The sequence below is a fragment of the Rhodococcus aetherivorans genome, from assembly GCF_011058165.1.
Classification (GTDB): Bacteria; Actinomycetota; Actinomycetes; order Mycobacteriales; family Mycobacteriaceae; genus Rhodococcus; species Rhodococcus aetherivorans.
In genome coordinates this window covers 23995-47517 of sequence record NZ_JAALEG010000045.1, presented here as the reverse complement: position 1 = coordinate 47517, position 23523 = coordinate 23995, and the positions used below count along the sequence as shown (strand labels likewise).

Below are 23523 nucleotides of genomic sequence, written 5' to 3'. Positions count from 1 at the left end.
GTGGTGACCGATCGCCGCAGTGAACGAGGCACCGGCGCGTCCGCACCGGTGCCGGGCTACGGAAGGAGGGCGGCTCCATGGTGACCGCAATCGTGATCGTCGTCGTGCTGGTGGTGGTGCTCGGTGCTGTGTTCGTGGTCGGCTTCAACCGGCTGCGCCGCGCCGACGTGCTGGCCCAGGAGGCCCTCGGCGGCATCGACGTGCAACTGAGCCGGCGCGCGGACCTGGTGCCGAACCTCGTGGCGACGGTGCGCGGCTACGCGGCGCACGAGAAGAGCGTGCTCGAGGAGGTCACCGCCGCGCGCACCGCCGCGTCGCGGGCGGCTTCCGGCGGCACGGTCGCAGAGAAGGCCCAGGCCGACGCCCGGCTCGAGAAGGCGGTGTTCGACGTGCTCGCCGTCGCCGAGAACTACCCGGACCTGAAGGCCTCGGCCAACTTCCTGGATCTGCAGCGCCAGCTCGGCGAGACCGAGGACCAGCTCGCCTTCGCCCGCCAGTACTACAACGACGCCGCGGGCCGGCTCAACACGTCGCTGAAGACGATCCCGTGGATGTTCTTCGCGGGACCGGCGGGTGTGCGCGAGCGCGAGTTCTACACCGCTCCGGCGGGCACGGAACTGCCGCCGACCGTGTCGTTCTGATCCACCCGGCGCGCGCGGTCGCGCCACCGGGCCCTACCGTTGAGCGGTGAGCAGCACCGCATCGCGCTTCGACGCCGGCATCGTGTGCGGGCTCGGCGCCTATCTGACGTGGGGACTCTTCCCGGCGTTCTTCGGGCTGCTCGAGCCCGCCGGACCCGTCGAGATCCTCGCCCACCGGGTGCTGTGGACGCTGCTGGCGATGCTGCTGCTGCTCGCCGTGCTCGGCCGGCTCGGCTCGCTGCGGGGACTGGGCGTGCGGGTGTGGGCCCTGGTCGCGGCGGCGTCGGTGGCCATCGCCGTCAACTGGGGTACGTACATCTACGGCGTCGTGTCGGGCCGGGTGGTCGAGACCGCGCTGGGCTACTTCATCAACCCGCTGGTCAGCGTGCTGTTCGGGGTGTTGTTCTTCCGGGAGCGCCTGCGCCGCGCCCAGGTCGCGGCCCTGTTCGTGGCGACCGCCGCGGTGGCGGTGATCACCGTGGACTACGGCCGGCCGCCGCTGATCGCGCTGACCCTGGCGTTCTCGTTCGCGCTGTACGGGGTGGTCAAGAAGATCGTGCCGCTCGATCCGCGGACGTCGCTGACGGGGGAGGGCATCGTCGCCGTGCCGTTCGCGGCGGGCTACCTGGTCTTCCTCGCCGTCACCGGCACCGGCACCTTCACCGGCCACGGGGCCGGGCACTCGCTGCTGCTCGTGTCGGCCGGGCTCGTCACGGCGCTGCCGCTGCTGCTGTTCGGGGCGGCCGCCCAGCGGGTGCCGCTGGTGACCCTCGGCATGCTGCAGTACCTGACCCCCGGCCTGCAGATGGCGTGGGGCGTGCTGGTGCTGCACGAGGACATGCCCGCCTCGCGGTGGATCGGATTCGGGCTGATCTGGACCGCGCTGGCGGTGTTCACCGTCGACGCCGTCCTGCGGGCCCGCACGGCGCGCGGACGCCTCGAACCGGTCACCTCGAGTACACCGGAGTAACACCGGTCACGACTCGCCGCCGGCGCCGGTGTGGCGGTCCGATCCCGTCGCCGGGGAGGCCTACACTCGGGATGCTCACAGACCTTCCGGGAGAGGCACGCGTGGCTGACTCGTTCGTTCATCTGCACAACCACACCGAGTACTCGATGCTCGACGGCGCCGCGAAGGTCGGTCCCCTGTTCAAGGAGGCCGAGCGGCTGGGGATGACGGCGGTCGGGATGACCGACCACGGGAACATGTACGGCGCCAGCGAGTTCTACAACGCCGCGACGAAGTTCGGGATCAAGCCGATCATCGGCATCGAGGCCTACATCGCCCCGGAGTCGCGGTTCAGCACCAAGCGCGTGCAGTGGGGGGATCCGAGCCAGAAGTCCGACGACGTCTCCGGTTCCGGCTCGTACACGCACATGACGATGGTGGCCGAGAACGCCACCGGACTGCGGAACCTGTTCAAGCTGTCCTCGCTCGCCTCCATCGAGGGCCAGCTCGGCAAGTGGGCCCGGATGGACGAGGACCTCATCGCCCACCACGCCGAGGGCATCATCGCGACCACCGGCTGCCCGTCGGGGGAGATCCAGACCCGGCTGCGTCTCGGCCACGACCGCGAGGCGCTCGAGGCGGCCGCGAAGTGGCAGGAGATCTGGGGCAAGGACAACTTTTTCCTCGAGCTGATGGATCACGGCCTGTCCATCGAGCGCCGCGTCCGGGAGGGCCTGCTCGAGATCGGCCGCACGCTCGGCATCCCGCCGCTGGCCACCAACGACTGCCACTACGTCACCAAGGATGCCGCCGAGAACCACGAGGCGCTGCTGTGCATCCAGACCGGCAAGACGCTGTCGGATCCGACCCGCTTCAAGTTCGACGGCGACGGCTACTACCTGAAGTCCGCCGCGGAGATGCGGGCGCTGTGGGACGGCGAGGTGCCCGGCGCGTGCGACAACACGCTGCTCATCGCCGAGCGGGTGCAGTCCTACGAGGAGGTATGGACCCACCGCGACCGCATGCCGATCTTCCCCGTGCCCGAGGGGGAGACGCAGGCGAGCTGGCTGCGCAAGGAGGTCATGCGCGGCCTCGACCGCCGCTTCCCGAACGGCGCGCCCGACGAATACCTGCGCCGCGCCGACTACGAGATCGACGTGATCTGCGAGATGGGTTTCCCGGCGTACTTCCTCGTCGTCGGCGACCTGATCAACCACGCCCGCGAGGTGGGTATCCGGGTCGGTCCGGGTCGGGGCTCGGCCGCCGGTTCGCTCGTCGCCTACGCCATGGGCATCACGAACATCGATCCGATCCCGCACGGCCTGCTGTTCGAGCGGTTCCTCAACCCCGAGCGCGTGTCCATGCCCGATATCGACATCGACTTCGACGATCGCCGCCGCGGCGAGATGGTGCGGTACGCGACCGAGAAGTGGGGCAACGACAAGGTCGCCCAGGTGATCACGTTCGGCACCATCAAGACGAAGGCCGCGATCAAGGACTCGGCGCGCGTGCAGTTCGGCCAGCCGGGCTTCGCGATCGCCGACCAGATCACCAAGGCGCTGCCGCCGCCGATCATGGCCAAGGACATTCCGGTGTCGGGCATCACCGACCCGAACCACGAGCGGTACAAGGAGGCCGCCGAGGTCCGAGCGCTGATCGAATCCAACCCGGACGTGAAGAAGATCTACGACACCGCGCTCGGCCTCGAGGGCCTGATCCGCAACGCCGGCGTGCATGCCTGCGCGGTGATCATGTCCTCCGAGCCGCTGATGGACGCCATCCCGCTGTGGAAGCGGGCGCAGGACGGCGCGATCATCACCGGCTGGGACTACCCGTCGTGCGAGGCCATCGGCCTGCTGAAGATGGACTTCCTCGGTCTGCGAAACCTCACCGTCATCGGTGACGCGATCGAGAACATCAAGAACAACCGCGGCATCGACCTCGACCTGGACACGCTGCCGCTCGAGGATCCGCCCACCTACGAGTTGCTGGCCCGCGGCGACACCCTGGGCGTGTTCCAGCTCGACGGCAGCGCCATGCGCGATCTGCTGCGCCGGATGCAGCCGACCGGCTTCGAGGACATCGTCGCCGTGCTCGCGCTGTACCGGCCCGGCCCGATGGGCATGAACGCCCACAACGACTACGCCGACCGCAAGAACGGCCGGCAAGAGGTCAAGCCGATCCACCCCGAGCTCGAGGAGCCGCTGAAGGACATCCTGGCCGACACCTACGGCCTGATCGTCTACCAGGAGCAGATCATGCAGATCGCTCAGAAGGTGGCCGGTTACTCGCTCGGACAGGCAGACCTGCTACGGCGAGCCATGGGCAAGAAGAAGAAGGAGATCCTCGAGGAGGCGTACGGCGGCTTCCAGAAGGGCATGCTCGACAACGGCTTCTCCCAGCCCGCGATCACCGCATTGTGGGACACGGTGCTTCCGTTCGCCGGATACGCGTTCAACAAGTCGCACGCCGCCGGGTACGGCCTCGTCTCGTTCTGGACGGCGTACCTCAAGGCGAACTACCCCGCCGAGTACATGGCGGGCCTGCTCACGTCCGTCGGCGACGACAAGGACAAGGCTGCGGTCTACCTGTCGGACTGCCGCAAGATGGGCATCACCGTGCTGCCGCCCGACGTCAACGAGTCGCGGGTCGACTTCGCGTCGGTGGGGGAGGACATCCGGTTCGGCCTCGGCGCGGTGCGCAACGTCGGTATCAACGTCGTGGCGTCCATCATCCGGGCGCGGGAGGAGAAGGGCCGGTTCACCGACTTCTCCGACTACCTCAACAAGATCGATGCGCTCGCATGTTCGAAGAAGGTCATCGAGTCGCTGATCAAGGCCGGCGGGTTCGATTCGCTCGGCCATCCCCGCAAGGGCCTGATGCTGGTCCATGCCGACGCGATCGACGCGGTCATGGGCACCAAGAAGGCCGAGGCGATCGGGCAGTTCGACCTGTTCGGCGGCGCGGACGCCGACGAGTCGGTCACCTCGGTGTTCAACGTGAAGATCCCCGAGGAGGAGTGGGATACCAAGCACAAGCTCGCCCTCGAACGGGAGATGCTGGGCCTGTACGTGTCCGGGCATCCGCTCAACGGCGTCGAGCACGTGCTCGCCCAGCAGTCGGACACCGCGATCCCGACCATCCTCGAGGGCGCGATCAAGGACGGCACCCAGGTCACCGTGGGCGGCATCCTCGCGTCGGTGAACCGCCGCATCAACAAGAACGGTCTGACCTGGGCGTCGGCGCAGCTCGAGGATCTCGCCGGCGGCATCGAGGTGCTCTTCTTCCCGCAGTCCTACTCGGTGTACGGCATGGACGTGGTCGAGGACTCGGTGGTGCTGGTCAAGGCGCGGGTGTCGATCCGCGACGACCGGATCTCGTTGATCGCCAACGATCTCGCCGTGCCCGACCTGTCGCAGGTCGGGGTGGCCAAGCCGCTGTCGGTGTCGATGCCGACCCGGCTGTGCACCCCCGACAAGGTCGGGGCGCTCAAGAGCGTGCTCACCCGCCACCCCGGTACCTCGGACGTGCACGTCCGGCTGATCTCCGGCAGCAAGGTCACCGTGCTGAAGGTGGACGACAGCCTGCGGGTGGAGCCGTCGTCGGCGCTGATGGGGGATCTCAAGGCTCTGCTCGGGCCGGCCTGCCTGGCGACCTGACCCGCCGACGGTGTCTGCAGTCGGACGACGCTGCGGTCGGGTGTCGCTGCGGTCAGGTGTCGCGGCGGTAGTGCAGCAGGCGGGCCCACCAGACGACGGTGGCGGTCGCGGCGGCGGTGAGCACGGCGGTCTGCGCATCCGCGGTGATCGCGAACAGCGCCAGGAGGACCAGGACGGCCGCGACGAGTGCCTCGAGCTTGTACAGCGGCCATGCGGTTCCGGCCACGTCGACGGACGCGGGCCGGCGGCGGGTGGGGGTGGGCGAATCCATCGTCGTCATCTCGACCTCCGTGCGCCTCGGGGAACCCGTCCGCCAGGCTACTCGCAGACTTGTTTTCGGTCTACCGAACATTGCCGATCGGCGCGGTGACGCCGGGTCCCGGCGGTCGGGTCGTCGCCCTCGCCGTCGATGTTGCCCGGCGGCGGCACGGGCGGCTCGAGCAGCGCCCACTGGGCGTCGGTGAGCGACGACGACGGTACACCGCGCACTGGTGTCCGGGGGCCGTGTCCGGGGTGGGGCATGCCGGGCACGGCGCGATGAGCGATGATGGCCAGTGAACTCTTGGTCGGGTCGTGACGTAAGCACTCTTGACTTACCAGGAGTTCACCTGTTCCCACACTTCACATGCCTCGCCACCGGCTCGTAGCGTTCTCGGATGCACTCTGAGCTCGATTCTTCACCTCGGCGACCTGCTGCGACTGTAGGGGCCGGTGTTGTTCGGCGTGTCGCGGCGACTCGCGACGGTTACCACCCGATCATCTTGGGGTTCCTTCCACAGAAACATCCGAGACGAGGACACATGGTGGCCGTGGGCATCAGTGTGCCCGACGTGCGGGCCGTCGGCGAGCAGCCGAGCAATCGATACGCGTATCGACCTGGCGGCGTTCCGGGGCCGGTTCTACGACTGCCTGACCACTCGTCGTGACGCATTGTTCGAGTTGACTGACGCGGTGCTGTGTTCCGGCGGTGCGGTCCGTACCCTCGTCAAGTTGCCCCTGACACCCGAACGCCGTCGCGGTCACGGCGCCCTGTACGACGGCCTGGGCGGATTCGACATCGATCGTCTACGGAACATGATTGCCGCCGAGTCGATCCCACGCGACCGCGAGGGCGCGATCGTGTTGGCCGTCGATGTCAGGGCCTGGCCGCGCCCGGATGCCCGACGAGCCCACAGCGTACGTTCCGCCACGTGTACGGGCGCGGCACGGGACGGGCGCAGCTGATCCCCGGCCGGCAGTACTCGTTCGTCGCCGCGCTCGAGCCGGGTCGCACCTCGTGGACGGCGGTGTTCGACGCAGTCCGCCTGCAGCCGGACGACGATGAAACACTCGTCACCGCAAGACAAGTGCGCAGCGTGGTCGAGCGTCTGCGAGCGGCCGGGCAGCACCGCGACGGTGACCCGGACATCCTCCTGATCTTCGACGCTGGTTACGACCTGCCTCGGCTGGCGGTCGCCCTCACCGACCTTCCGGGGTGGATCCTGGGCCGAATGCGCGGGGACCGCGTGTCGTGCTTCCCGGCGCTGCCGCCGGGCCGCACCGGCGCCACCCCGGCACGGCCCGCAGTTCCGGTTCGCCGACCTGAGCAGCTGGCCCACACCCGCGGCCACCACGAGCACGGTCACCGGCCGGTACGGAACGGCGACGGCCTCCGCATGGAATCAGCTGAACCCGAGGCTCATCCACCAAGGGGTGTGGGCCGAGCATCCCGGAGCACTGCCGATCGTCGAGGGCACGGTAATCCCACTGACCGTCGGCCATCTGCCCGGAACCGGCACCCGGCCCCGGTATGGCTGTGGTACTCGGACCCCACCGTAGGAGGTGACCACGTCGACGGACTGTGGCAGATGTTTCTGCGCCGCTTCTTTCCTCGTGCACACCTTCGAAGAAGTTCCAGCAGGCGTCGGAGTGGACTGCGCCGACGATCCGCCGTCCCGAGACGGCCGATCGCTGGACCTGGATCGTCATCGTGGCGCATGCCCAGCTGCGGCTCGCCCGGCCCCTGGCCGAGGACCTGCGCCGACCCTGGGAGCGACCGCGGCCTCCGGGCCGGCTGACCCTGGCCCGGGTCCGTCGCGGGTGTCGGTGCATCTGCCGGACGATGCCCACTCCGGCCGGTGCGCCGAGACCCTCCCGGCCCGGTCCCGGACGACCCTTCGGCTCGAAGAACACCCGTCCCGCTCCGTATTTCCACGCGGGCAAACGCGTCAGAACCGACATGCAGGAACCGGCCGGTGTAAACCGCACAGGTCAAAAATCAAGCTCAGGGAATGGAGTAGCCGACTACTCGGGCTTACTGTCTCCCGAGCTAAGACGATCAGGTGGTGCAGTAACTACACGATCAGCGCACAACAACCACGGCGGACGAAGTAGCAGACGCGCGGTGCAATCGGAGTCCGTTGCGGCGATCACTGACTGATGTATGAGCTCGATAATCTTCGAATTCGAATCGAGTGCTGGAACGCCTCGGCAGAAGCGGTGCGCCCGCTGCGCGAGTAGTGCACCGGACAGCGCGCCGTTTTTCGGCGCAATCTGCAAGATTGTACGACGCGCGAGTTGGATGAACATGCTGCAAATCGTTGGTGGCGACTGCGCCAGCACACGATCGGGCAGAGATGACATCGCTCACTGGCGACTGCGCCGGACCGCACGGAACACCGAGGGTGGATCGATTGCCCACCCAGGGTGGGTTTCCGGGTGGTCGAGCGAGCGGAAGATAGACAAGGAGGCAAATCTCAGTTTGGAACAAATGAACGGCCATCGGGGAGGCGTGGACGACGTCGGTTACGCGCTCGTGACCTGGGTGGACGGCCCCATGTGGAGGTCCGAACGGCCTCTATGTCGAACAAGTCCATCAATTGATGTCGGTATCCGTGCATGACGGTCTCCTCGAGCGGCCGCTCGGATATCCGGCCGTGGGCCGCGAAAGGATGTACTGCTACAAGATGTTGCGGACCGATCCGGCTGGCGTGACGGTGCTGCCATTCCGGTGGAGTCCTCGAACCGAAAACGCTCCGGGAACGACTTGATCGAGTCGATTTGAAAACTTCCTAGAACTCATAAAGGAGCGAGAAGGAGCAATGCACGAATCGACCATGGTGCGGCACAATCGGGTGTTCGACGACGCCTCGAGCGGCACCCCAAACGATTCCAATGTGCTTTTCGGGCGGCGGCCGGAATGCGCACGAATTGATCAGTTGTTGGCGGAACCCCTGACGGGGGCGAGCGCCGCGCTCGTCATCACCGGGGATCCTGGGATCGGTAAGACAAGCCTGCTGCGCTACGCCCGCGACGGCGCTCGCACACTGAAAGTGTTGTCCGTGAGCGGGGTCGAGGCGGAGACCATGTTCCCGTTCGCAGCGCTAGGACGATTGCTCACGCCCGTCCTTGATCGGCTCGGTTCGCTGCCCGCCGTTCAGGCGGACGCCCTGCGCTGCGCGCTCACGCTCAGCGCGGAACGACCCCGTGACCGCTTCGCTGTGTGCGCGGCGGCATTTCAGTTGCTCGCGACGACGGCCGAGAGATCCCCGACTCTCGTGCTCGTCGATGACGCGCAATGGTTGGATGTCTCCACCGCCGAGGCACTCGCCTTCACTGCACGCCGACTGCGGGCCGAGGGACTCGTGCTGTTGATCGCCACGCGCGACGTCGGAGGCTTCGCGGACATCGAGCAGCTGAACATCGGCGCGCTCGACGAGGATTCCGCCGCGGAGTTGCTCACCGCCCGATTCGCGGCTGCACCCGCCGAGGAGGTCGTGCGCGCGCTTACCGCGGAACTCGGAGGCAACCCACTGGCATTGCATGAGGTCAGCGGCACCCTCACCCGCGCTGAGCTGACCGGCACCGACCCGCTCCGAGCGCCATTCTCGGCGGAGAACGCCGCATCACGCATCTTCGGCCCGCGTATCTCCGCCCTCGACCGTGCATCGCTGCACGCGCTCCGCATCACCGCGGTCGCCGCCGGTGATGGCCTCGAGGTGGTGCTCGCCGCGCTGGCGGCGGAACCTGGAGATTGTGCCGCGCTGGAATCGCTCGAGAACAACGGGCTGGTCGCCGTCGAGGTCGCCGATGTTCATTTCGTGCACCCGTTGCTGCGTACTGCCGTACTGACCAATCTGACACCGGGCCAATTACGGGCACTCCACCGAACTGTTGCCTCCGTCATGACGGCGCCGTCACAGGCGGAACGCCGGGCCTGGCACCTCGCCGAGGCCGCTCTGGGGCCTGACGAGGCCGCCGCTCGAGCCCTCGAACAGGCTGCAGACCATGCGCTGAGACGCAGCGGCTATGCCGGCGCCGCTCTGGCGCTCGAGCGCGCCGCTGAACTCTCCACGGACGGCCCCTCGAAGGCGCGCCGATTCTGTGCCGCCGCGAACGCGGCGCACTCCGCGGGACAGCTTGACACTGCGCTGCGACTGCTGAGGAAGTCCGAAGAGTACACGGTCGATCCCGTCCTGCATGCCGACATCGCGGACATGCGCGGTCGAATTGAACTTCACACGGGACGGGCCAGCGTCGCCCGCATGGTGTGGCAGGCCGGCGCGGTTGCGGTCAGCGAGGTAGACCCCGCGCGGGCGGCCTCGTTGCGGGCCACGGCTGCCATTGGAGCGCTGGCAGCGGGTGATCCCGCGGGCGCCTGTGCGCTCGCGCGGGAGGCCGCCCACTCAGCTTCCCCGGCCGACGGAAACACCCAACTCCTGAGCAAGACCGTCATCGGGAACGCTCTGACACTGATGGGCCAGGAGTCGGACGGCATGCGGTGGATGCGGGAGGCGGCCGCGTCGACCCGGAAGCCTGCGGCAGGTGAGCCCGACCTCGAGTGGGTCCTTGTCGGCGCGCTCAGTGGTGTGACCTGGTACGGCGAGGAGATCGATCCGCGGGGGTTCCTCGATCCGTTGCTTCATCAGCTACGGCGCAGCGGCGCGCTGGGCCATCTACCGCTGGCGCTGCATGTTGCAGCGCTCGCCGACAGTAGGCGAGGACGGCTGCAGTCGGGCCGGTCCGCGGCTGCGGAGGCGGCCGAACTGGCGGCCGGTATCGGTGACGTCTTCACGCTGTGTCCGGCGCTGGGCTGCCTTGCGCTGCTCGAAGCGCAAGTTGGTGACGAACAGTCATGCCGTGCTCATGCTGCGGAATCGCTGCGACAGCGTGAGGTCACCCGCTTGGGCGTGATGCATCACGTGGCGCTGGAGGGATTGGGCCTGCTCGAGCTGAGCCTGAACCGACCCGATCGGGCGATTCCATACCTCGAAGAGGTCAATCGAGGCCCGGAGCCGGATGTACGCGACCCGATGGTGGTGCGAGTCTCGTCCCTGGATCTCATCGAGGCCTACGTTCGGGTCGGTGCGGACATCAGCGCCACAATGCGAGATCAGCTGGGGGGATTCGCAGGATTGACGCTGCCTCCGGCGCTCAGTGCTTTGATCTGGCGGGCTATGGCGTTGGTAGCTGGCGATGGGGATTACGACGAGTTCTTTTCGCGGGCAGTCGCCTTCCACGCTCGGTGCCCGTCGCCGTTCGATGCGGCCCGCACGCGATTGTGCTATGGCGAACGGCTCCGTCGGGCGGGTCGTCGGCGCGACGCGCGCGAGCATCTTCGTTGCTCACTCGACGGGTTCGAGCGCATTGGGGCTCGCCTGTGGGCGGCGCGGACGGCCACCGAACTCACCGCCGCCGGGCAACCAGCCAAGGCGCGAAGTGGAAGCGTTGCCGACGCGCTCACCGCACAGGAGTTGGAGGTGGCCCAGCTTGCTGCAAACGGTGGCACGAACCGTGAGATCGCCACGCAGCTGTTCCTCAGTGTCAAGACGATCGAGATGCACCTGGGACGGGTTTATCGCAAGGTTGGTGTCCGCTCCCGGACGCAGCTCGCCAACTCCTTCCGGGACAGCGTGAAGGACTGCGTGTGATCACCGCCGGGCGCTGTACGCGATCCCCCCGCCCGTGGTCGTCGTCAAGGGCGCTTCGACTGCCTCCCCTGGCGACGCGGTTGCCGGGACAGCACCCGATTCCAGGCGGGGGACGGCCCCGGCTTCGCGCTACCGGCTCCGGCCCTTCGACCTGCACGGACCTCGTCCTTCTCGAGACACCCCACTGGGTCAGCTCGTCAGCCACCTCGGGCAGGGGCGCCGCTCTCACCGTTCCTGCGGTACCGGGCTGGTAGGTCGCGAGGGCGGCGGCACCGATCTGGCCGAAGAACCGGGCCTCGTGCTCATCGAGGACATCGATGAGCACGAGCGGCGAGATCATCCGCTGCAGCCGGCCATCAGCGAAGCTGACAGTGCGTGCGCGAACTTATGGGATGGCGGTCACGATTGGGCCGACGTAGTAGTACGGTGCACCCGTGCCGATGCACTGGATGAACGCTCGGGTACCGGGTGTGTATCGGAAGAAGATCGGGTTCGGTCCGGTCTCGAATTTGTCGAAGTCCGGGACCACTTGTAGGTACGGCGGCTCGAGACTCCATCCCTCGCACTCCCACGTTTCCCCTGGTGCCAGGTCCATGCGGATGACCCCGCCGGGTTCGGGTGTGGCGACCGGCGGGGTCGCGGACGCAGTGCCGACTGCCAGCAGACCGAGCGCCGCTGCCGCTGCCACCGACCCGGCACGTCGGATGTTTCTGAGTCGGATGTTTCTCATCGGAAGTCCTCCTCTTGTCGGGTTTGGGGTGGCAAGTTCAGCGGTGGTTGCGCGGATGCGCCAGCCGGATCAGCAGGCTGCCGAGCGAGTGGCCTTCCTTACCGAGCACTCCGAAGCGGTGGATCACCGCGAGGTCGCGCTTGTACGGGGTGCCGGTGACGCCGCAGGCCCGCTCGACCGCGGTAACTCTCCGAGAGAGTTCCGTGCGCCGGACGACCGCCGCGAGAATTTCCGCGTCGATGTGGTCGATCTCGTTGTGCAGCTCGTCGAACTCGATTGTGATCGATCGCTCGTCCGATTGGGGGAACGCGAGTGGGTTCATCTCCAGCTCCTGGCAACTATCGCGTATCAGGTCGGTGGTTGTCGGCGGTTCACCGTGGAACCGAGACCGACACCATGGATTCCACGAAGTACCGACGGGTGCAAATCTCCACACCGAGGGAAAGGGTCACGGGTGGGGACGGGACGGATCGTGCAGTCGGCGGCCGGACCGGGCGATGGCGGGCACGTTGCCGGGCGAGCCTGTTCGGCGACGAGCCGGGGGTGAACCGTCTCGTGGCTTCGGTGATCGCTGCGTCCTCGATCATGAAGGCCTCGCTTCATCGGCGCATTCTGCGACGCACTTGCCGGTCTCATATCGGGTATGGGGAGAGCATCCTTGACGAAGCCGTCGCACTTCACCGCGTGGCGGTAACGAGTAGTCGACTCCTGTTTCCGCGGCAACCTCGCCACGTCGGGCGGGACGGCGCCCACGACCGGCACGCTGAACAACGGCGCGGATGCGGGAGCAAGCGGGCCGAGCCTGACGGGATGGATCGCCTCGGGAACGGCCATCGCTGCGCGAAACACTTTCTTGTCCAAGGTGTTCTTCTCGTGGTGTGTTTCGGCGGGTGTTGCACCCGGCACGAGTGGTTGACGTGGAGAACATCATTCGGCATGGGCACGGTGACCGGCGACGGGGAAAACCCTCGACCGCGATGTTTGGGCCGAGCACCTGTTCGCCGCGGTGCAGGACACCGTGGTCGAACACCAGGTCGCCACCGCGCTGTCCTCCCGGCTCGCGTGCCCGGACTGCGAAATCCCGCGGCGGCACACGGACAGCCTGGCCCATCGTGATGGGGACGCTGTTCGGCACGCTGCCGCTGGACAGCCCCCGCTGGTGGCGCAGCCCGTGCACGCCGCAGCCGACCCGAACGTTCAGCTGCCTGGCCGCGACCCTGCGGGAGCGGACGACCTCGGGGACTCGCGCACCCCGATCCGCGCGTGCAGTCGGCGCAGCGGTCCCGGTGCCCACCAGTTGAACTCGCCGGCCACCCGCATGAACGCCGGCACCAGCACACCGCGCACCAGTGTGGCGTCCATCAGCACGGCGAGCGCGGTGCCGATCCCGAACATCTGCATGAACGACAGCCCGGTCGAGAAGGACAGCAAGGTCACGGTGAGCAGGGCGGCGGCGCTGCTCACGATCCGCCCGACGCGACCCAGGCCCTCGATGGTCGCCTCGGTGGTGCCCGCCCCGCCGTCGCGCGCCTCCTTGATCCGGCTGAGCAGGAAGATCTCGTAGTCCACCGACAGGCTGAACGCGATGCAGCACAGCAGCACCACCATGCCGATGTTCAGCGGTGCGGGCGTCACGCCGGTGATCGCGGCCAGGTGCCCGTCCTGGAACAGCCACACCATCGCGCCGATCACCGCGATGAGCACGAACACGTTGAGCAGCAGCGCCTTGATCGGCACGATCATGCTTCCGGTGAATAGGAACAACAGCACGAAGGTCGACACGGCCAGCAGTGCGAGTGCCGACGGCAGACGGCCGGCGATCGCGGAATTGCTGTCGATCAGCGTCGCCGTCGGGCCGCCGACGGCAACGCGGTTCTCGGCCACCGCCGGCAGCGCCCGGATCTCGTGCACCAGGTCCTGGGCCGGTTCCGATTGCGCGTCCACCGTCGGTTCGACCAGCACGTACCCGGCATCGTCGGCGGTGAAGCGCGCGCTCTGCGGTCCCGGACCGGCCACCAGCATCCCGTGTTGGTAGCGGCCGAAGGCGCCGTCCACCCGGGCCACCTCGTCGAGCGCGGACACCTCGCGGGCCACCCGCTCGAGCGCCGCCGCGTCGTTGCGCGCCACCAAGATCGCTGCGTCCGAGCTGTCGGCGGCATAGTCGTCCCGGATCGCGGTGGTGACCTGACGCGCGGCCGAATCGACCGGCAGCGCTCGCTCGTCCGGGGTCGCGAACCGGGCGTGCAGGACCGGAAGGCCCATCAGTAGCAACAGCATCAGCACCGGCAGCGCGGCGCGCACCGGTCGGCGCGTCACCGCCGCCGCGGTGCGACGCCAGAACGGCGAATCCGCCGCCAGCCGGTCGCGTCGGCGCCGCACCGCCAACGAGTCGATTCGCCCACCGAGCAGTGCCAGAATCGCCGGCAGCACCACCACTGCGCTCACGGCCGCCGTCACCACCACCGCCATCGCCGCGAACCCGACCGACCGCAGGAAGTAGATGGGGAACACGAGCATCCCGCCCATCGCCACCGTCACGGTGGCCGCGCTGAACAGGATGGTGCGGCCGGCCGTCGCGACCGACTCGATCACCGCTTCCCGTGGTGGATGCCCGGCGGCCCGCTCCTCGCGGAACCGGGACACCAGCAGCAGCCCGAAGTCGATGGCGAGGCCGAGCCCGAATGCCGTGGCCACGGTCAGCGCGTAGACGGACACGTCGGTGACCTGGGCCAGCACGAACAGCACCAGCATCGTCGCCAGAATCGAGGCCACGCCCAGGCTCAGCGGCAGCAGCGCGGCCACCACGCTGCCGAACACGATGATCAGCAGCAGCAGCGTCGCGGGCAGCGCGATCGATTCGGCCAGCTTCAGGTCCTGCGCCACGTGGGTCTCGAGGGCGTCGGTCAGCCCCAGCTTGCCCCCGGCCGCCACCCGCACCGCCGGGTCCTCGGGCAGCTCCGCGAGGATCGTCGTGGTGTGCCGGGCGGCCTGTTCCGCGGTGCCGCCGACGTGCAGCAGCACCAGCCCGGACCGGCCGTCGGTGCTGCGCAGATCCGGCAGCCGCGTGGTCCAGTAGGAGCCGACCTCGGTCACCTCCGGCTCCGCCGCGATCCGCCGCTCGAGCCGCTGCGCCGCGGCCATCACCTCGGGGCTGTTCACATCGCCGGCGCGGGCGGTGACCTGCAACACCAGGTTGGGTGTGGAGCCGCCGAAGCGCTCGTCGAGGAAGGCCTCGGCCAGAGACGATTCCGAGTCGGGGTCGTCGAAACCGCCGACCTTCAGCTCGGCGGAGACACCCGTGCCGAACACACCGGCGAGCACCAGGAAGGCCAGGGCGCCGGCGAGAACCCGGCGGGGACGGTCGACGATGAGGGTGGCGAGCCGTGTCACCATGACGTCGTCGCTCCTTCGCGATCGTTTGCCATGCGCGGTGGTGAGCTGTTGTTCCTCCGATGCCGCGTGTCGCGGCTCGTCGTCGCGTTTACCGGCGCCGCCGTGAGCGCCGCAGTCTGCACCATGGCGAGGGCGTTGCGACCCGGGCCCGGCCGGGTAGCCGTCGGTGGTGGTGCTCATCTCGATCCTGCTCTCGATCGTCGGCAATCGGATTCATCCCCGCCCGGAACACCGGGCGCCGCCGCGCTCGACATCACCCCGGACCGTGCGGGACCGACGACCCGTCCGAACGGTCGTCCTGGTGCCGCGGGCCCAACACTTCGAACATGATCGGCCGACGCGGCCCGGTCGCGATGTTGTGTGGGACCGACACCGGCGGCGGCCGGCGTAGGGCCCGCTCCGGCAGAGCCAGCCGGACCCGCGACAGGATGGTCGCCAGCACGATCGGCATCTCGTACTCCGCCAGGGCGAACCCGATGCACCGTCGATGCGCGCCGCCGTACGGCGCGAATTCGAACGGACTGTAGCGCCGCCCGACGAAACGCTCCGGATCGAACCGGTCGGGTCGTTCCCAGACATCCGGATGCGAATGCAGGAGCGGCAGGGCGATACCGACCGTTGCGCCCGCGGCTACCGGGACGCCGCGCACGTGCAGCGGCCCGGTCAGCCGGCGCAGCACGATCGGCACCGGCGGGTGTAACCGCAGCGTCTCGTGGCACACCGCGTCCAGGTACGGCAACCGAGCGAGGTCCTCGGGCGCCGCCGTCGCGCCCAGGTCCCGCACCTCGGCTATCACCCGCTCGCGGACCTCAGGGTGGCGGTGCAGATGGAACAACGCCCAGCACACCGAGGTCGCGGTGGTCTCGTGCCCGGCCACCAGCAATGTGCGGAGTTCCTCGCGCAGTTCGCCGTCGTCGATCCGCGACCCGTCTTCGTAGGTCGCGGCGAGCAGCATGCTCAGGATGTCCACCCGGCCGTCCTCGGGCTCCGCGCGCCGGCGCTCGATGTCCTCGGTCAGCAACGCATCGAATTCGTCGCGTGCGCGGACGAACCGATCCCAGGGCGCGTGTCCGAACACACCGCGGCGCAGCGGTGGAACCAACATCAGCGGGCCGGTGTAGGCGGCGAGGAAATCGGCGACCACCCGGATGTATTCGGCCGGGCGTTCGGTGCCGGTGAGCCCGAACACCGCCTCCAGGATCACGCGCAGGGTGATGGCCCGAAGGGCAGACCGCGAGTCGACGGTGCGTCCCGGAGTCCAGTCGGCGATCTCATCGAGGGTCGAAACGCGGATGATCTCGCCGTATGCCCGCATCCGCTCCCCGTGGAACGGTGGTGTCAACAATTTCCGTTCCCGGCGGTGCCGCTCTCCGGATATCAAGATCAGCGACGCGTCCCCGACCAGCGGCGCGATCGGATTCGGGGTCGGGGGCTCGACCAGATCGACGGGCGCACGGAAGATATCTCGGGCACCCTCGGGATGTCCGGTGAACAGGATCGGCGTGAAGCCGGGAAACCGGACCTCGAACGGGTCACCGTCGCGGTCGCGCCGCCACCGGAAATAGCGATCGGGATCGGCCCCGGCGGTGAGCGTGCGAACAGCACCGCGCCCGGCCGCACGTAACTGCGAGGCACGCGGCAACATCGTCGACATACCGCGGCCCTCAGATCGCCTGCAGTGCCCGCAGCACCGCGCGGCCGGCGGCGGGATCGCCCACCGCGATGCGGGCGCTGCCGTCGGCGTAGGGTTTTGCCACGATGCCGGCACACTGCAGCGCCGGTGCGATGCGCGACCCGTTCAGGTAGAGGAAGTTGGCATGGCTGCGGGGAACATGCACCCCGTTCTGCCGCAACGCCACCCACAAGAGTTCGCGTTCGGCGGTGATCCGCGCGACCCGGTCCCGCAGTTCGTCCTCCGCCGCATAGGAGGCGGTCACCGCCGCCACCGCCGCGCAACTCATCCCGAACGGCAGCTGCCGGCGCCGCACCCGCGCCACCAGCTCCCGCCCTCCGAATACGTACCCGATGCGCAGCCCGGCCAGCCCGAATGCCTTCGAAAACGTCCGCAGCACCAGCATATTGGGGTAGCGGCGAATGAGGCCGAGCACATCGACCGCGTCGGCGGCGTCGATGAACTCGACGTAGGCCTCGTCGAGGATCACCACCACCTGCGGCGGAATCGAGGACAGGAACACCTCCAGGTCGGCCGCGGAGACCAGGGTGCCGGTGGGGTTGTGCGGCCGGCACACCACCACCAGCCCGGTCCGGTCGTCGACCGCCTCGCCCATCGCACACAGATCCTGGCGACCACCATGATCGAGCGGCACCGCCACCGCTTCCACGCCCAACATGTCGGCCATGATCGGATAACCGTCGAACGTCGGGTTCGCGAACACCATGGTTTCGCCGCTTCGCAGCACGGCCTGCATGATCTGCATCGCCACCCCCGTCGCGCCCGAACCGACCGCCACCTGCTCCGGGTCCACACCGACCCGGTCGGCGATGATCCGGGGAAGCCGCTGCGGCAGAAACTCCGGATATCGATTCGCCCGGGCCATCTGTTCGTACAGCGCCGCCAGCACCGACGGCAACGGCGGGAACGGGTTCTCGCTCAGCCCGAGCTCGAAGTGGGGCACCGGCCTGGTCACGCCGCTCCCCGCCGACGGTGTCGTCGCCTCCGCGATCTCGCCGGTCATGGCGTCGGCCCCGCTCCCCATCGGACGGCGGCCGCACCGGCGAAGTCGCCGGCGTGGGCGAATCCGGCCAGCACCACCAGTGACCCGTTGCCGATGCGCCCGTCCCGGTTGGCGGTATCCAGCGTCACCGGAATGCCGGCGCCGAACAGGTTTCCGCACTCGTCGAAGGTGTCCGGGTGCTGCTCCGGGGTCAGCTGCATGGCCTCGCGCCAGTTCCGCAGGAACAGCCGGTTGGGTTGGTTGGTGACGAAGGTGTCGACCTCGGCGGATTGCACGCCGATCCGATCGCAGACCGCCAGCGCCACCTCCGGCACCAGCCGGTTGCCGCGGGCGAACACCTTGGTGATCTTGGACTCGGTGAACCCCACGCAGACCTGCCCGAGGCCCGGCTCCCAGTACTTGCGATCGGAGACCGGAACTCCCTCGAAGGTCATGTCCCCGCCGAACTCCGGATAGGTGCGGCATTCGATGCCCAGGATCGGGGCGTCGTCGGATTTGGTCAACAGGCCGACCCCGCAGCCGTCGCCGGGGACCGAGGCATGCGCCAACCCTCGGATCTCGCTCTGGGTGAAGACCTGTCCCGCACTGTTCTGGGTCGTGGCGACCAGCGCCGTGGTCGCATCGGAGCTCTGCAGGATGGTCCGGGCCAGCGCCATCATGTGCACGAACGACGCGCAGCCGCCGTTGTGCACGTCGATCACCCAGTCCGGGCGCAATCCCAACCGGCGGGCCACCTCCGGGCCGCAGCCGAGCACCGGGTTGTCGGGCAGCTGGGTGTGGGTGAGCAGCACATCCACGTTCGAAATCGTGTCCGCGCCGTGCCTGTCGATCAGCGGGGCCACCGCCCGCTCCACCATGTCCACCGCAGTCTCGTCACGGGCCACGTGGTGCCGATACTTCGGCGAGCGGAACATGACGTTCTTCGCCATCCGGTCCGAGCGGGAGAACTGAGTGAAATATTCGGTGGGAACCCGATTCTCCGGTAGATAGCTGGCGACGTCGACCAGGCTGACCGTGGGCCGGGCCGCTGTCATCGGTGCGTGCACTGTCATGCTCATTTCATCCATTCCGGCTTGATCGGCAGACCGTGGGTGGCGCGGTACTCGCAGATGGCCTTGAGGTTGTCCATCTCCAACTGATGTCCGGCGGAGAACATGTCCCAGAAGTCGCCGACCCACACCGGGCGGTTCGCCGGTGCCGTCTCCGGGTAAGGGTTCTCGTCGTAGAACGGGTGGCGGCAGTTGGTCCACAGCACCACCGATCCGGGCTTGTTGAGCACCACCTGCGCATCGACCACCCGCATCAGATAGATCATCCACAGGTGTCGGCCCTGGTCCCACGCGCAGTGGTAGTCCACCGTCATCGCGTCGGGGTTCGCGACGGTGCGCACATAGCATTTCGTCTGGTCGCCGAGTCGGTCGTAGGAGAGCCACAGCCCGGGCTCGTCGGTCTCGGTGAACCCGCGCAGGCTGTAGGTCCACTCCTCCAGACACCGGGTGTCCGCAAGGTACTCGTACACCTCACGCGGCGGCGCCGCGATGTAGGCGTTGACCGGGCAGAACTGACCGAACACCTGGTCGTGCGGGTACACCGACCGCAGCATGTCCACGATGATCGGTGTGGTGGCCTCCTTGTCGGAATTTTCGATCCGCAGCACACCCGGGATCAGATCCTCGGCGATGTCGCTCAGAGCGGGAAGACTGATGGTCACGATTTCTCTCCTTCGGTTCTTTATCGGGGGCTGGTCAGGAACGGCAGGAACGGTGGTATCTCGTCGGGATCGCAGTCCACCGCTACGAACGACGGGCCTTCGGTGTGCGCGCTGCGTGCCAGCGCGTCGGTCAGCTCGCCGACACTTCGCGCGGCGAATGCCGGCAGCGTCGGGAACATCGCCGCGATCCCCTCGCCGAGCAGGGCCGGCCGGAATCGGTTGAAGCTGTATCGATCGCGGTAGAACAGTTGCTCGCGGGTCACGCACATCGCGTGCGCGTTGTTGTTGAACACGATGAATGTCACCGGCAGGTCGTGCTCGATCGCGGTGTGCATCTCCAGGCCGTGCATGAAGAACGCGCCGTCCCCGGCGATCACGAACGTCCTTCTGTTCCGCGCGAACGCCGAGCCGATCCCCGCGCCGAAGCTGTAGCCCATGCCGCCCATCCCGAGGGCGACCACGAACCGCCCGCCGCGGGGCACCGAAAGATGATGCACCACCGATGCGCCCGTGTTCCCGGCGTCGGCGAACACGTCCGCTCCCGCCGGCAGCATCGCTGTGATCGCCTCCACGGCCTCGCGGTAGCGCAGCCCCGGACCCGAGGAGTCGGGTACCTCCAGCGTCGTCAGGGCCTGCGGGCCTGCCGGTTCCGGTACGCCGTCGACGTCGAACAGCGCCGTGAGCTCGTCCAGTGTCGACCCGAGGTCCATGCTCACCGCGTGCACCGTGGGCGCATAGGGTGGTTCGGCGCCGATGCTGGCCACCGGCACTCCGGCCAGCGCACCGTCGAGCCCGGCTCGTGCGGTCATCGGCATCCGGGTGCCCACCAGCAGGCACAACGCCGCCTGCTGCACGGCGTCGACGAGTTCGGCGTGGCCCATTATGCCTGCCACACCGCAGAATCCATGCTCGTCGGCGGCGTAGCAATCCTTCGCATCCGGTGCCACCCCGACCGCCGCGTCCAACGCGACGGCCAACGCCCGCACCTGCGCGCGGGCATCGTTGCGCGCCACCTGATCGCCGACGATGAGCACGATCTTGCCGGTCCGCCGGGCCGCGGCGATCATCTCGGCGACCCGGGCCAGCCCGATGTGATCGCGAACCACCCGGCGGGTCGGCGGGGTGAACCGGGGCCCCGTAACGGTGGCCTGCTGAACATCCTTGGGCAACAGCAATACCGCAGGCCCACCGCACAGCGCCGCGGACACCGCCCGCTCCAGGTGCTCGGCGATGTCCTCGGGCCGCTCGACCCGCGTGCAGTAGCGGGAGATCTCGAAGAACAACCGCGCAGCGTCGATCGAACCCGCCCGGCCGCTGGAATCCTGGAACGCCCCGCCGCCCTCCAACGTGGTCGGTGGCTGACCGACCAGGGCCAGCACCGGCACCCGCGAGGTGTAGGACTCGGCCAGTCCGGCGACCAGGTTCATCGCGCCACCACCCGAGGTGGCGGCGACAACACCGAGCCCACTCGACGAGCGTGCGTACCCGTCGGCCATGGTGGCCGCGGAGAACTCGTGCTTGGCAACCACCCCGGTCACATCCACGTCGGCATCGAAGACCGCGTCGTAGAGGTCCTCGATGTTGGCGCCGTCCACCCCGAAGATGTTCCGCACGCCCAGCGCGGCCACCGCATCGACCAGGTAGTCGACGACCCGCCGCTGTTCGCGTCCATGACTTCGACCGCTCGTTACCATGCCGTGCTCCTCCCGGGACTTCGGTCCCTGCTCTTCTTGTCGCTTCCCGATGTGGTGAGGTCTGGCCCGATCGGGTCACCGTCACGGGTGCCCTTGGGCGACCCCACACGTAGGGGCTGGGGTCAGATTCGGGAGCGCCGGGCCTACCCGGAATCTCTGCATCGTTGCGCTCCGCCTGGTGCGCAGCTGATCGCCTACCACAATGTGCCGGCGCCGCTGCCCCCAGTAGGCACCCCAGGTTGCAAATCTCTACCCCGAGAGGAAATACCACGGGTGGGGACAGGACGAACCGTGCAGTCAGCGGCCGGACCGGACGACGGCGGACACGCTGCCGGGCGAGCCGCTTCGGCGCCGGGCGGAGGTGAACCGTCCCGTGGCTTCGGCGATCGCTGCGTCTTCGGTCATGACGCCCTCACTTCATCGGCACATCCTGCGACGCACTCGCAAGTCCCATATCGGGTCTGGGGAGAGCATCCGTGCAGAAGGCCTCGCACTTCGTCCTGCGGCGGTAACGAGTAGTCGACTACCTGACCTGCCGATTCCCGATAGGTGGGCGCTCGACGTGACAGTGCCGCGCCCACGACCCGCCCACGACCGGCACCCTGAACATCGACGCGGATGCGGGAGCAAGCGGGCCGAGCCTGACGGGATGGATCGCCTTGGGGGCGGCCACCGCTGCACGACACACGTTCTTGGTCAAGGTGTTCTCCCTCGCAGTGTGCGGCGGGCGGGTGATGAGCCGCCGGCACGAATGGTTGACGTAGAACAGCATTCGGCACGGGCACGGTGACCGGCGACGGGGGAAACCCTGGACCGGACGCGCCGGGTTGTCCCCGATCGGAGCGGGTGGACGGCGAGTTCGAGGGATTTCCCCGTCGAGTGACCGAGGTCATCCACGCAAGAGTTGTCACATGGCTGTTGATCTGTTGCGTGCGGCCGACCGGTTCGCCACCGCGCTGCACGTGCCCCTGTACGAGGAGGCACGTGCCCTTCGGCAGCGGCAGCAGGCACACAACCTGGTCCGAGGAGTTACGGCCCCACCGTTGGAGGCGGGAGGACTGCCCGTCCTGCTGGTCGGCGGTCTGCTCGACACCCCTGGCTGCTCGAGTCCCTCTCGGACTGGTTCGACCTGGCTGACTGTCGCCCCACCCCGGCGCCGGTCAACCGCGTGGTCGGTGAGGTCGAGGCCCGCACCTGCATCCTTTGCGCAGGTAGGCGCGGCGGTGCGCGGACACCCCGGAATGAAACCGTTGGGCTTCCATGCGATCAGTACGTTGCCACCGTTGTGACGGACTCGGACCAGCATCCTTTCGTCTTGCCGTCGGCGCGATCGTCGCGGCCGACCGGCCGGCAGACGCGCTTCGGCGAATACAGCAAGACCGGTCCTTCTCGAGTGTCCACGCCCCGAACTACCAATGTAACCGATAATTAGTCACGCTAATCATATTCTGGCACCCATACACGTGAGAATGTGGAAGTGCCCAGCCAGCTGCGTGAACGCGCGTTGCGGCTGCATCGGGAGTCCGAGCCGAAGCCAGTGATCCGGCGGCTGGTCGAGACGTTGAATGCACGTCGGTTGCCTGGCGACCCTTTTTCGCTGGTGGTTTGACAGATGAGCCGTGTTTTGGCAGCGAGGGGCGGCCGGGCGTGGTCGAATCGGGGCCATGCCTCTCACCGGAGAATACGAACCGAGTCCGTCCCAGTGGGCCGCCGACCAGGTGGCGCTGTACGAGAGTTCCGGCGGTACCGAGGGTACTACCCTGAACGGCCGGCCCGTCGTCGTGCTGACCAGCCGCGGAGCGAGGACCGGCAAGCTGCGCAAGACCCCGCTGATGCGGGTCGAGCACGACGGCGTCTACGCGGTGGTCGCCTCCCTCGGCGGTGCCCCGAAGCATCCGGTCTGGTACTACAACGTCCTGGCGGACCCGCACGTCGAACTGCGTGACGGGCCGACGGTCCGGGACATGACCGCCCGCGAGGTCCACGGCGAGGAGAAGGATCTGTGGTGGCGGCGCGCGGTCGAGGCCTTCCCCGATTACGCGGAGTACCAGAAGAAGACGGACCGGGAGATCCCGCTCCTGATCCTGGAACCGCGCTGACGCGCGAGCGCGGGAGCCGGGTGTGGCCGGCGGGGTGACGAA

General features: G+C 68.1%; 15 protein-coding genes. 7 read left to right on the top strand and 8 right to left on the bottom strand.

The window, feature by feature from the left end; translation table 11 throughout:
* The first annotated feature begins 77 nt into the window (after positions 1–77).
* The 3 genes from G6039_RS17930 to dnaE all read left to right on the top strand — a co-directional run bounded on the left by G6039_RS17930 (position 78) and on the right by dnaE (position 5249).
* Positions 78–641 carry a LemA family protein gene (locus G6039_RS17930; protein WP_043801901.1) on the top strand — a complete coding sequence of 188 codons (564 nt, stop codon included), beginning with the start codon at positions 78–80 and terminating at the stop codon, positions 639–641.
* 46 nt (positions 642–687) lie between these two features.
* On the top strand, positions 688–1611 hold the full coding sequence (gene rarD, locus G6039_RS17925; protein WP_006933438.1) for an EamA family transporter RarD: 924 nt from the start codon (positions 688–690) through the stop codon (positions 1609–1611).
* 101 nt (positions 1612–1712) lie between these two features.
* Positions 1713–5249 carry a DNA polymerase III subunit alpha gene (gene dnaE, locus G6039_RS17920; protein WP_043801910.1) on the top strand — a complete coding sequence of 1179 codons (3537 nt, stop codon included), beginning with the start codon at positions 1713–1715 and terminating at the stop codon, positions 5247–5249.
* A 52-nt stretch (positions 5250–5301) separates the two neighbouring features.
* Here the strand turns inward: dnaE and G6039_RS17915 are convergent, their stop codons facing one another.
* The gene (locus G6039_RS17915; RefSeq protein ID WP_006933441.1) at positions 5302–5529 is read right to left on the bottom strand and encodes a hypothetical protein; all 228 of its coding nucleotides are present in this window, start codon (positions 5527–5529) and stop codon (positions 5302–5304) included.
* A gap of 431 nt (positions 5530–5960) precedes the next feature.
* On the opposite strand from G6039_RS17915, the gene G6039_RS31290 reads away from it, so the two are divergent.
* Both G6039_RS31290 and G6039_RS17905 read left to right on the top strand, forming a co-directional pair.
* The gene (locus G6039_RS31290; protein ID WP_306430601.1) at positions 5961–6473 is read left to right on the top strand and encodes a transposase; all 513 of its coding nucleotides are present in this window, start codon (positions 5961–5963) and stop codon (positions 6471–6473) included.
* 1856 nt (positions 6474–8329) lie between these two features.
* Positions 8330–11158, top strand: a complete 2829-nt coding sequence (locus G6039_RS17905) for a helix-turn-helix transcriptional regulator (RefSeq protein WP_080688616.1) — start codon at positions 8330–8332, stop codon at positions 11156–11158.
* Between the two features lie 767 nt (positions 11159–11925).
* Here G6039_RS17905 and G6039_RS17900 read toward each other — a convergent pair.
* From G6039_RS17900 to G6039_RS17870, 7 genes are all read right to left on the bottom strand, one after another.
* Entirely contained in the window at positions 11926–12210 is a 285-nt protein-coding gene (locus G6039_RS17900; RefSeq protein ID WP_029544154.1) for a chorismate mutase, read from the bottom strand.
* An 875-nt stretch (positions 12211–13085) separates the two neighbouring features.
* A complete protein-coding gene (locus G6039_RS17895) occupies positions 13086–15281 on the bottom strand; it encodes an MMPL family transporter (protein ID WP_029544152.1) in 2196 nt (731 codons plus the stop codon).
* 253 nt (positions 15282–15534) lie between these two features.
* Complete coding sequence (locus tag G6039_RS17890) at positions 15535–16935, bottom strand: cytochrome P450 (RefSeq protein ID WP_029544150.1); 1401 nt, start codon at positions 16933–16935, stop codon at positions 15535–15537.
* A gap of 10 nt (positions 16936–16945) precedes the next feature.
* Positions 16946–17977, bottom strand: coding sequence for an aminotransferase class I/II-fold pyridoxal phosphate-dependent enzyme (locus G6039_RS17885; RefSeq protein ID WP_037201743.1), 1032 nt, complete (start codon positions 17975–17977; stop codon positions 16946–16948).
* On the bottom strand, positions 17974–19029 hold the full coding sequence (locus G6039_RS17880) for a 3-oxoacyl-ACP synthase III family protein (RefSeq protein WP_029544146.1): 1056 nt from the start codon (positions 19027–19029) through the stop codon (positions 17974–17976). The genes G6039_RS17885 and G6039_RS17880 overlap by 4 nt, the downstream gene beginning before the upstream one ends.
* 2 nt (positions 19030–19031) lie before the next feature.
* Entirely contained in the window at positions 19032–19688 is a 657-nt protein-coding gene (locus G6039_RS17875) for a hypothetical protein (RefSeq protein WP_006943756.1), read from the bottom strand.
* A gap of 20 nt (positions 19689–19708) precedes the next feature.
* On the bottom strand, positions 19709–21382 hold the full coding sequence (locus tag G6039_RS17870; protein ID WP_029544144.1) for a thiamine pyrophosphate-binding protein: 1674 nt from the start codon (positions 21380–21382) through the stop codon (positions 19709–19711).
* Positions 21383–22859: 1477 nt separating this feature from the next.
* On the opposite strand from G6039_RS17870, the gene G6039_RS31120 reads away from it, so the two are divergent.
* Both G6039_RS31120 and G6039_RS17865 read left to right on the top strand, forming a co-directional pair.
* Positions 22860–22991, top strand: coding sequence for a hypothetical protein (locus G6039_RS31120; protein ID WP_255326746.1), 132 nt, complete (start codon positions 22860–22862; stop codon positions 22989–22991).
* A gap of 55 nt (positions 22992–23046) precedes the next feature.
* The gene (locus G6039_RS17865; protein ID WP_006943762.1) at positions 23047–23481 is read left to right on the top strand and encodes a nitroreductase family deazaflavin-dependent oxidoreductase; all 435 of its coding nucleotides are present in this window, start codon (positions 23047–23049) and stop codon (positions 23479–23481) included.
* Positions 23482–23523 lie beyond the last annotated feature (42 nt).

Excerpts from the sequence above, each read along its gene's own strand:
- G6039_RS17870 (WP_029544144.1), bottom strand. The coding sequence starts at position 21,382 with ATGGTAACGAGCGGTCGAAGTCATGGACGCGAACAGCGGCGGGTCGTC.
- G6039_RS17885 (WP_037201743.1), bottom strand. The coding sequence starts at position 17,977 with ATGACCGGCGAGATCGCGGAGGCGACGACACCGTCGGCGGGGAGCGGC.
- G6039_RS17915 (WP_006933441.1), bottom strand. The coding sequence starts at position 5,529 with ATGACGACGATGGATTCGCCCACCCCCACCCGCCGCCGGCCCGCGTCC.
- G6039_RS17930 (WP_043801901.1), top strand. The coding sequence starts at position 78 with ATGGTGACCGCAATCGTGATCGTCGTCGTGCTGGTGGTGGTGCTCGGT.
- G6039_RS17880 (WP_029544146.1), bottom strand. The coding sequence starts at position 19,029 with ATGACAGTGCACGCACCGATGACAGCGGCCCGGCCCACGGTCAGCCTG.
- G6039_RS17890 (WP_029544150.1), bottom strand. The coding sequence starts at position 16,935 with ATGTCGACGATGTTGCCGCGTGCCTCGCAGTTACGTGCGGCCGGGCGC.
- G6039_RS17905 (WP_080688616.1), top strand. The coding sequence starts at position 8,330 with ATGCACGAATCGACCATGGTGCGGCACAATCGGGTGTTCGACGACGCC.
- G6039_RS17865 (WP_006943762.1), top strand. The coding sequence starts at position 23,047 with ATGCCTCTCACCGGAGAATACGAACCGAGTCCGTCCCAGTGGGCCGCC.
- G6039_RS17900 (WP_029544154.1), bottom strand. The coding sequence starts at position 12,210 with ATGAACCCACTCGCGTTCCCCCAATCGGACGAGCGATCGATCACAATC.
- G6039_RS17895 (WP_029544152.1), bottom strand. The coding sequence starts at position 15,281 with ATGGTGACACGGCTCGCCACCCTCATCGTCGACCGTCCCCGCCGGGTT.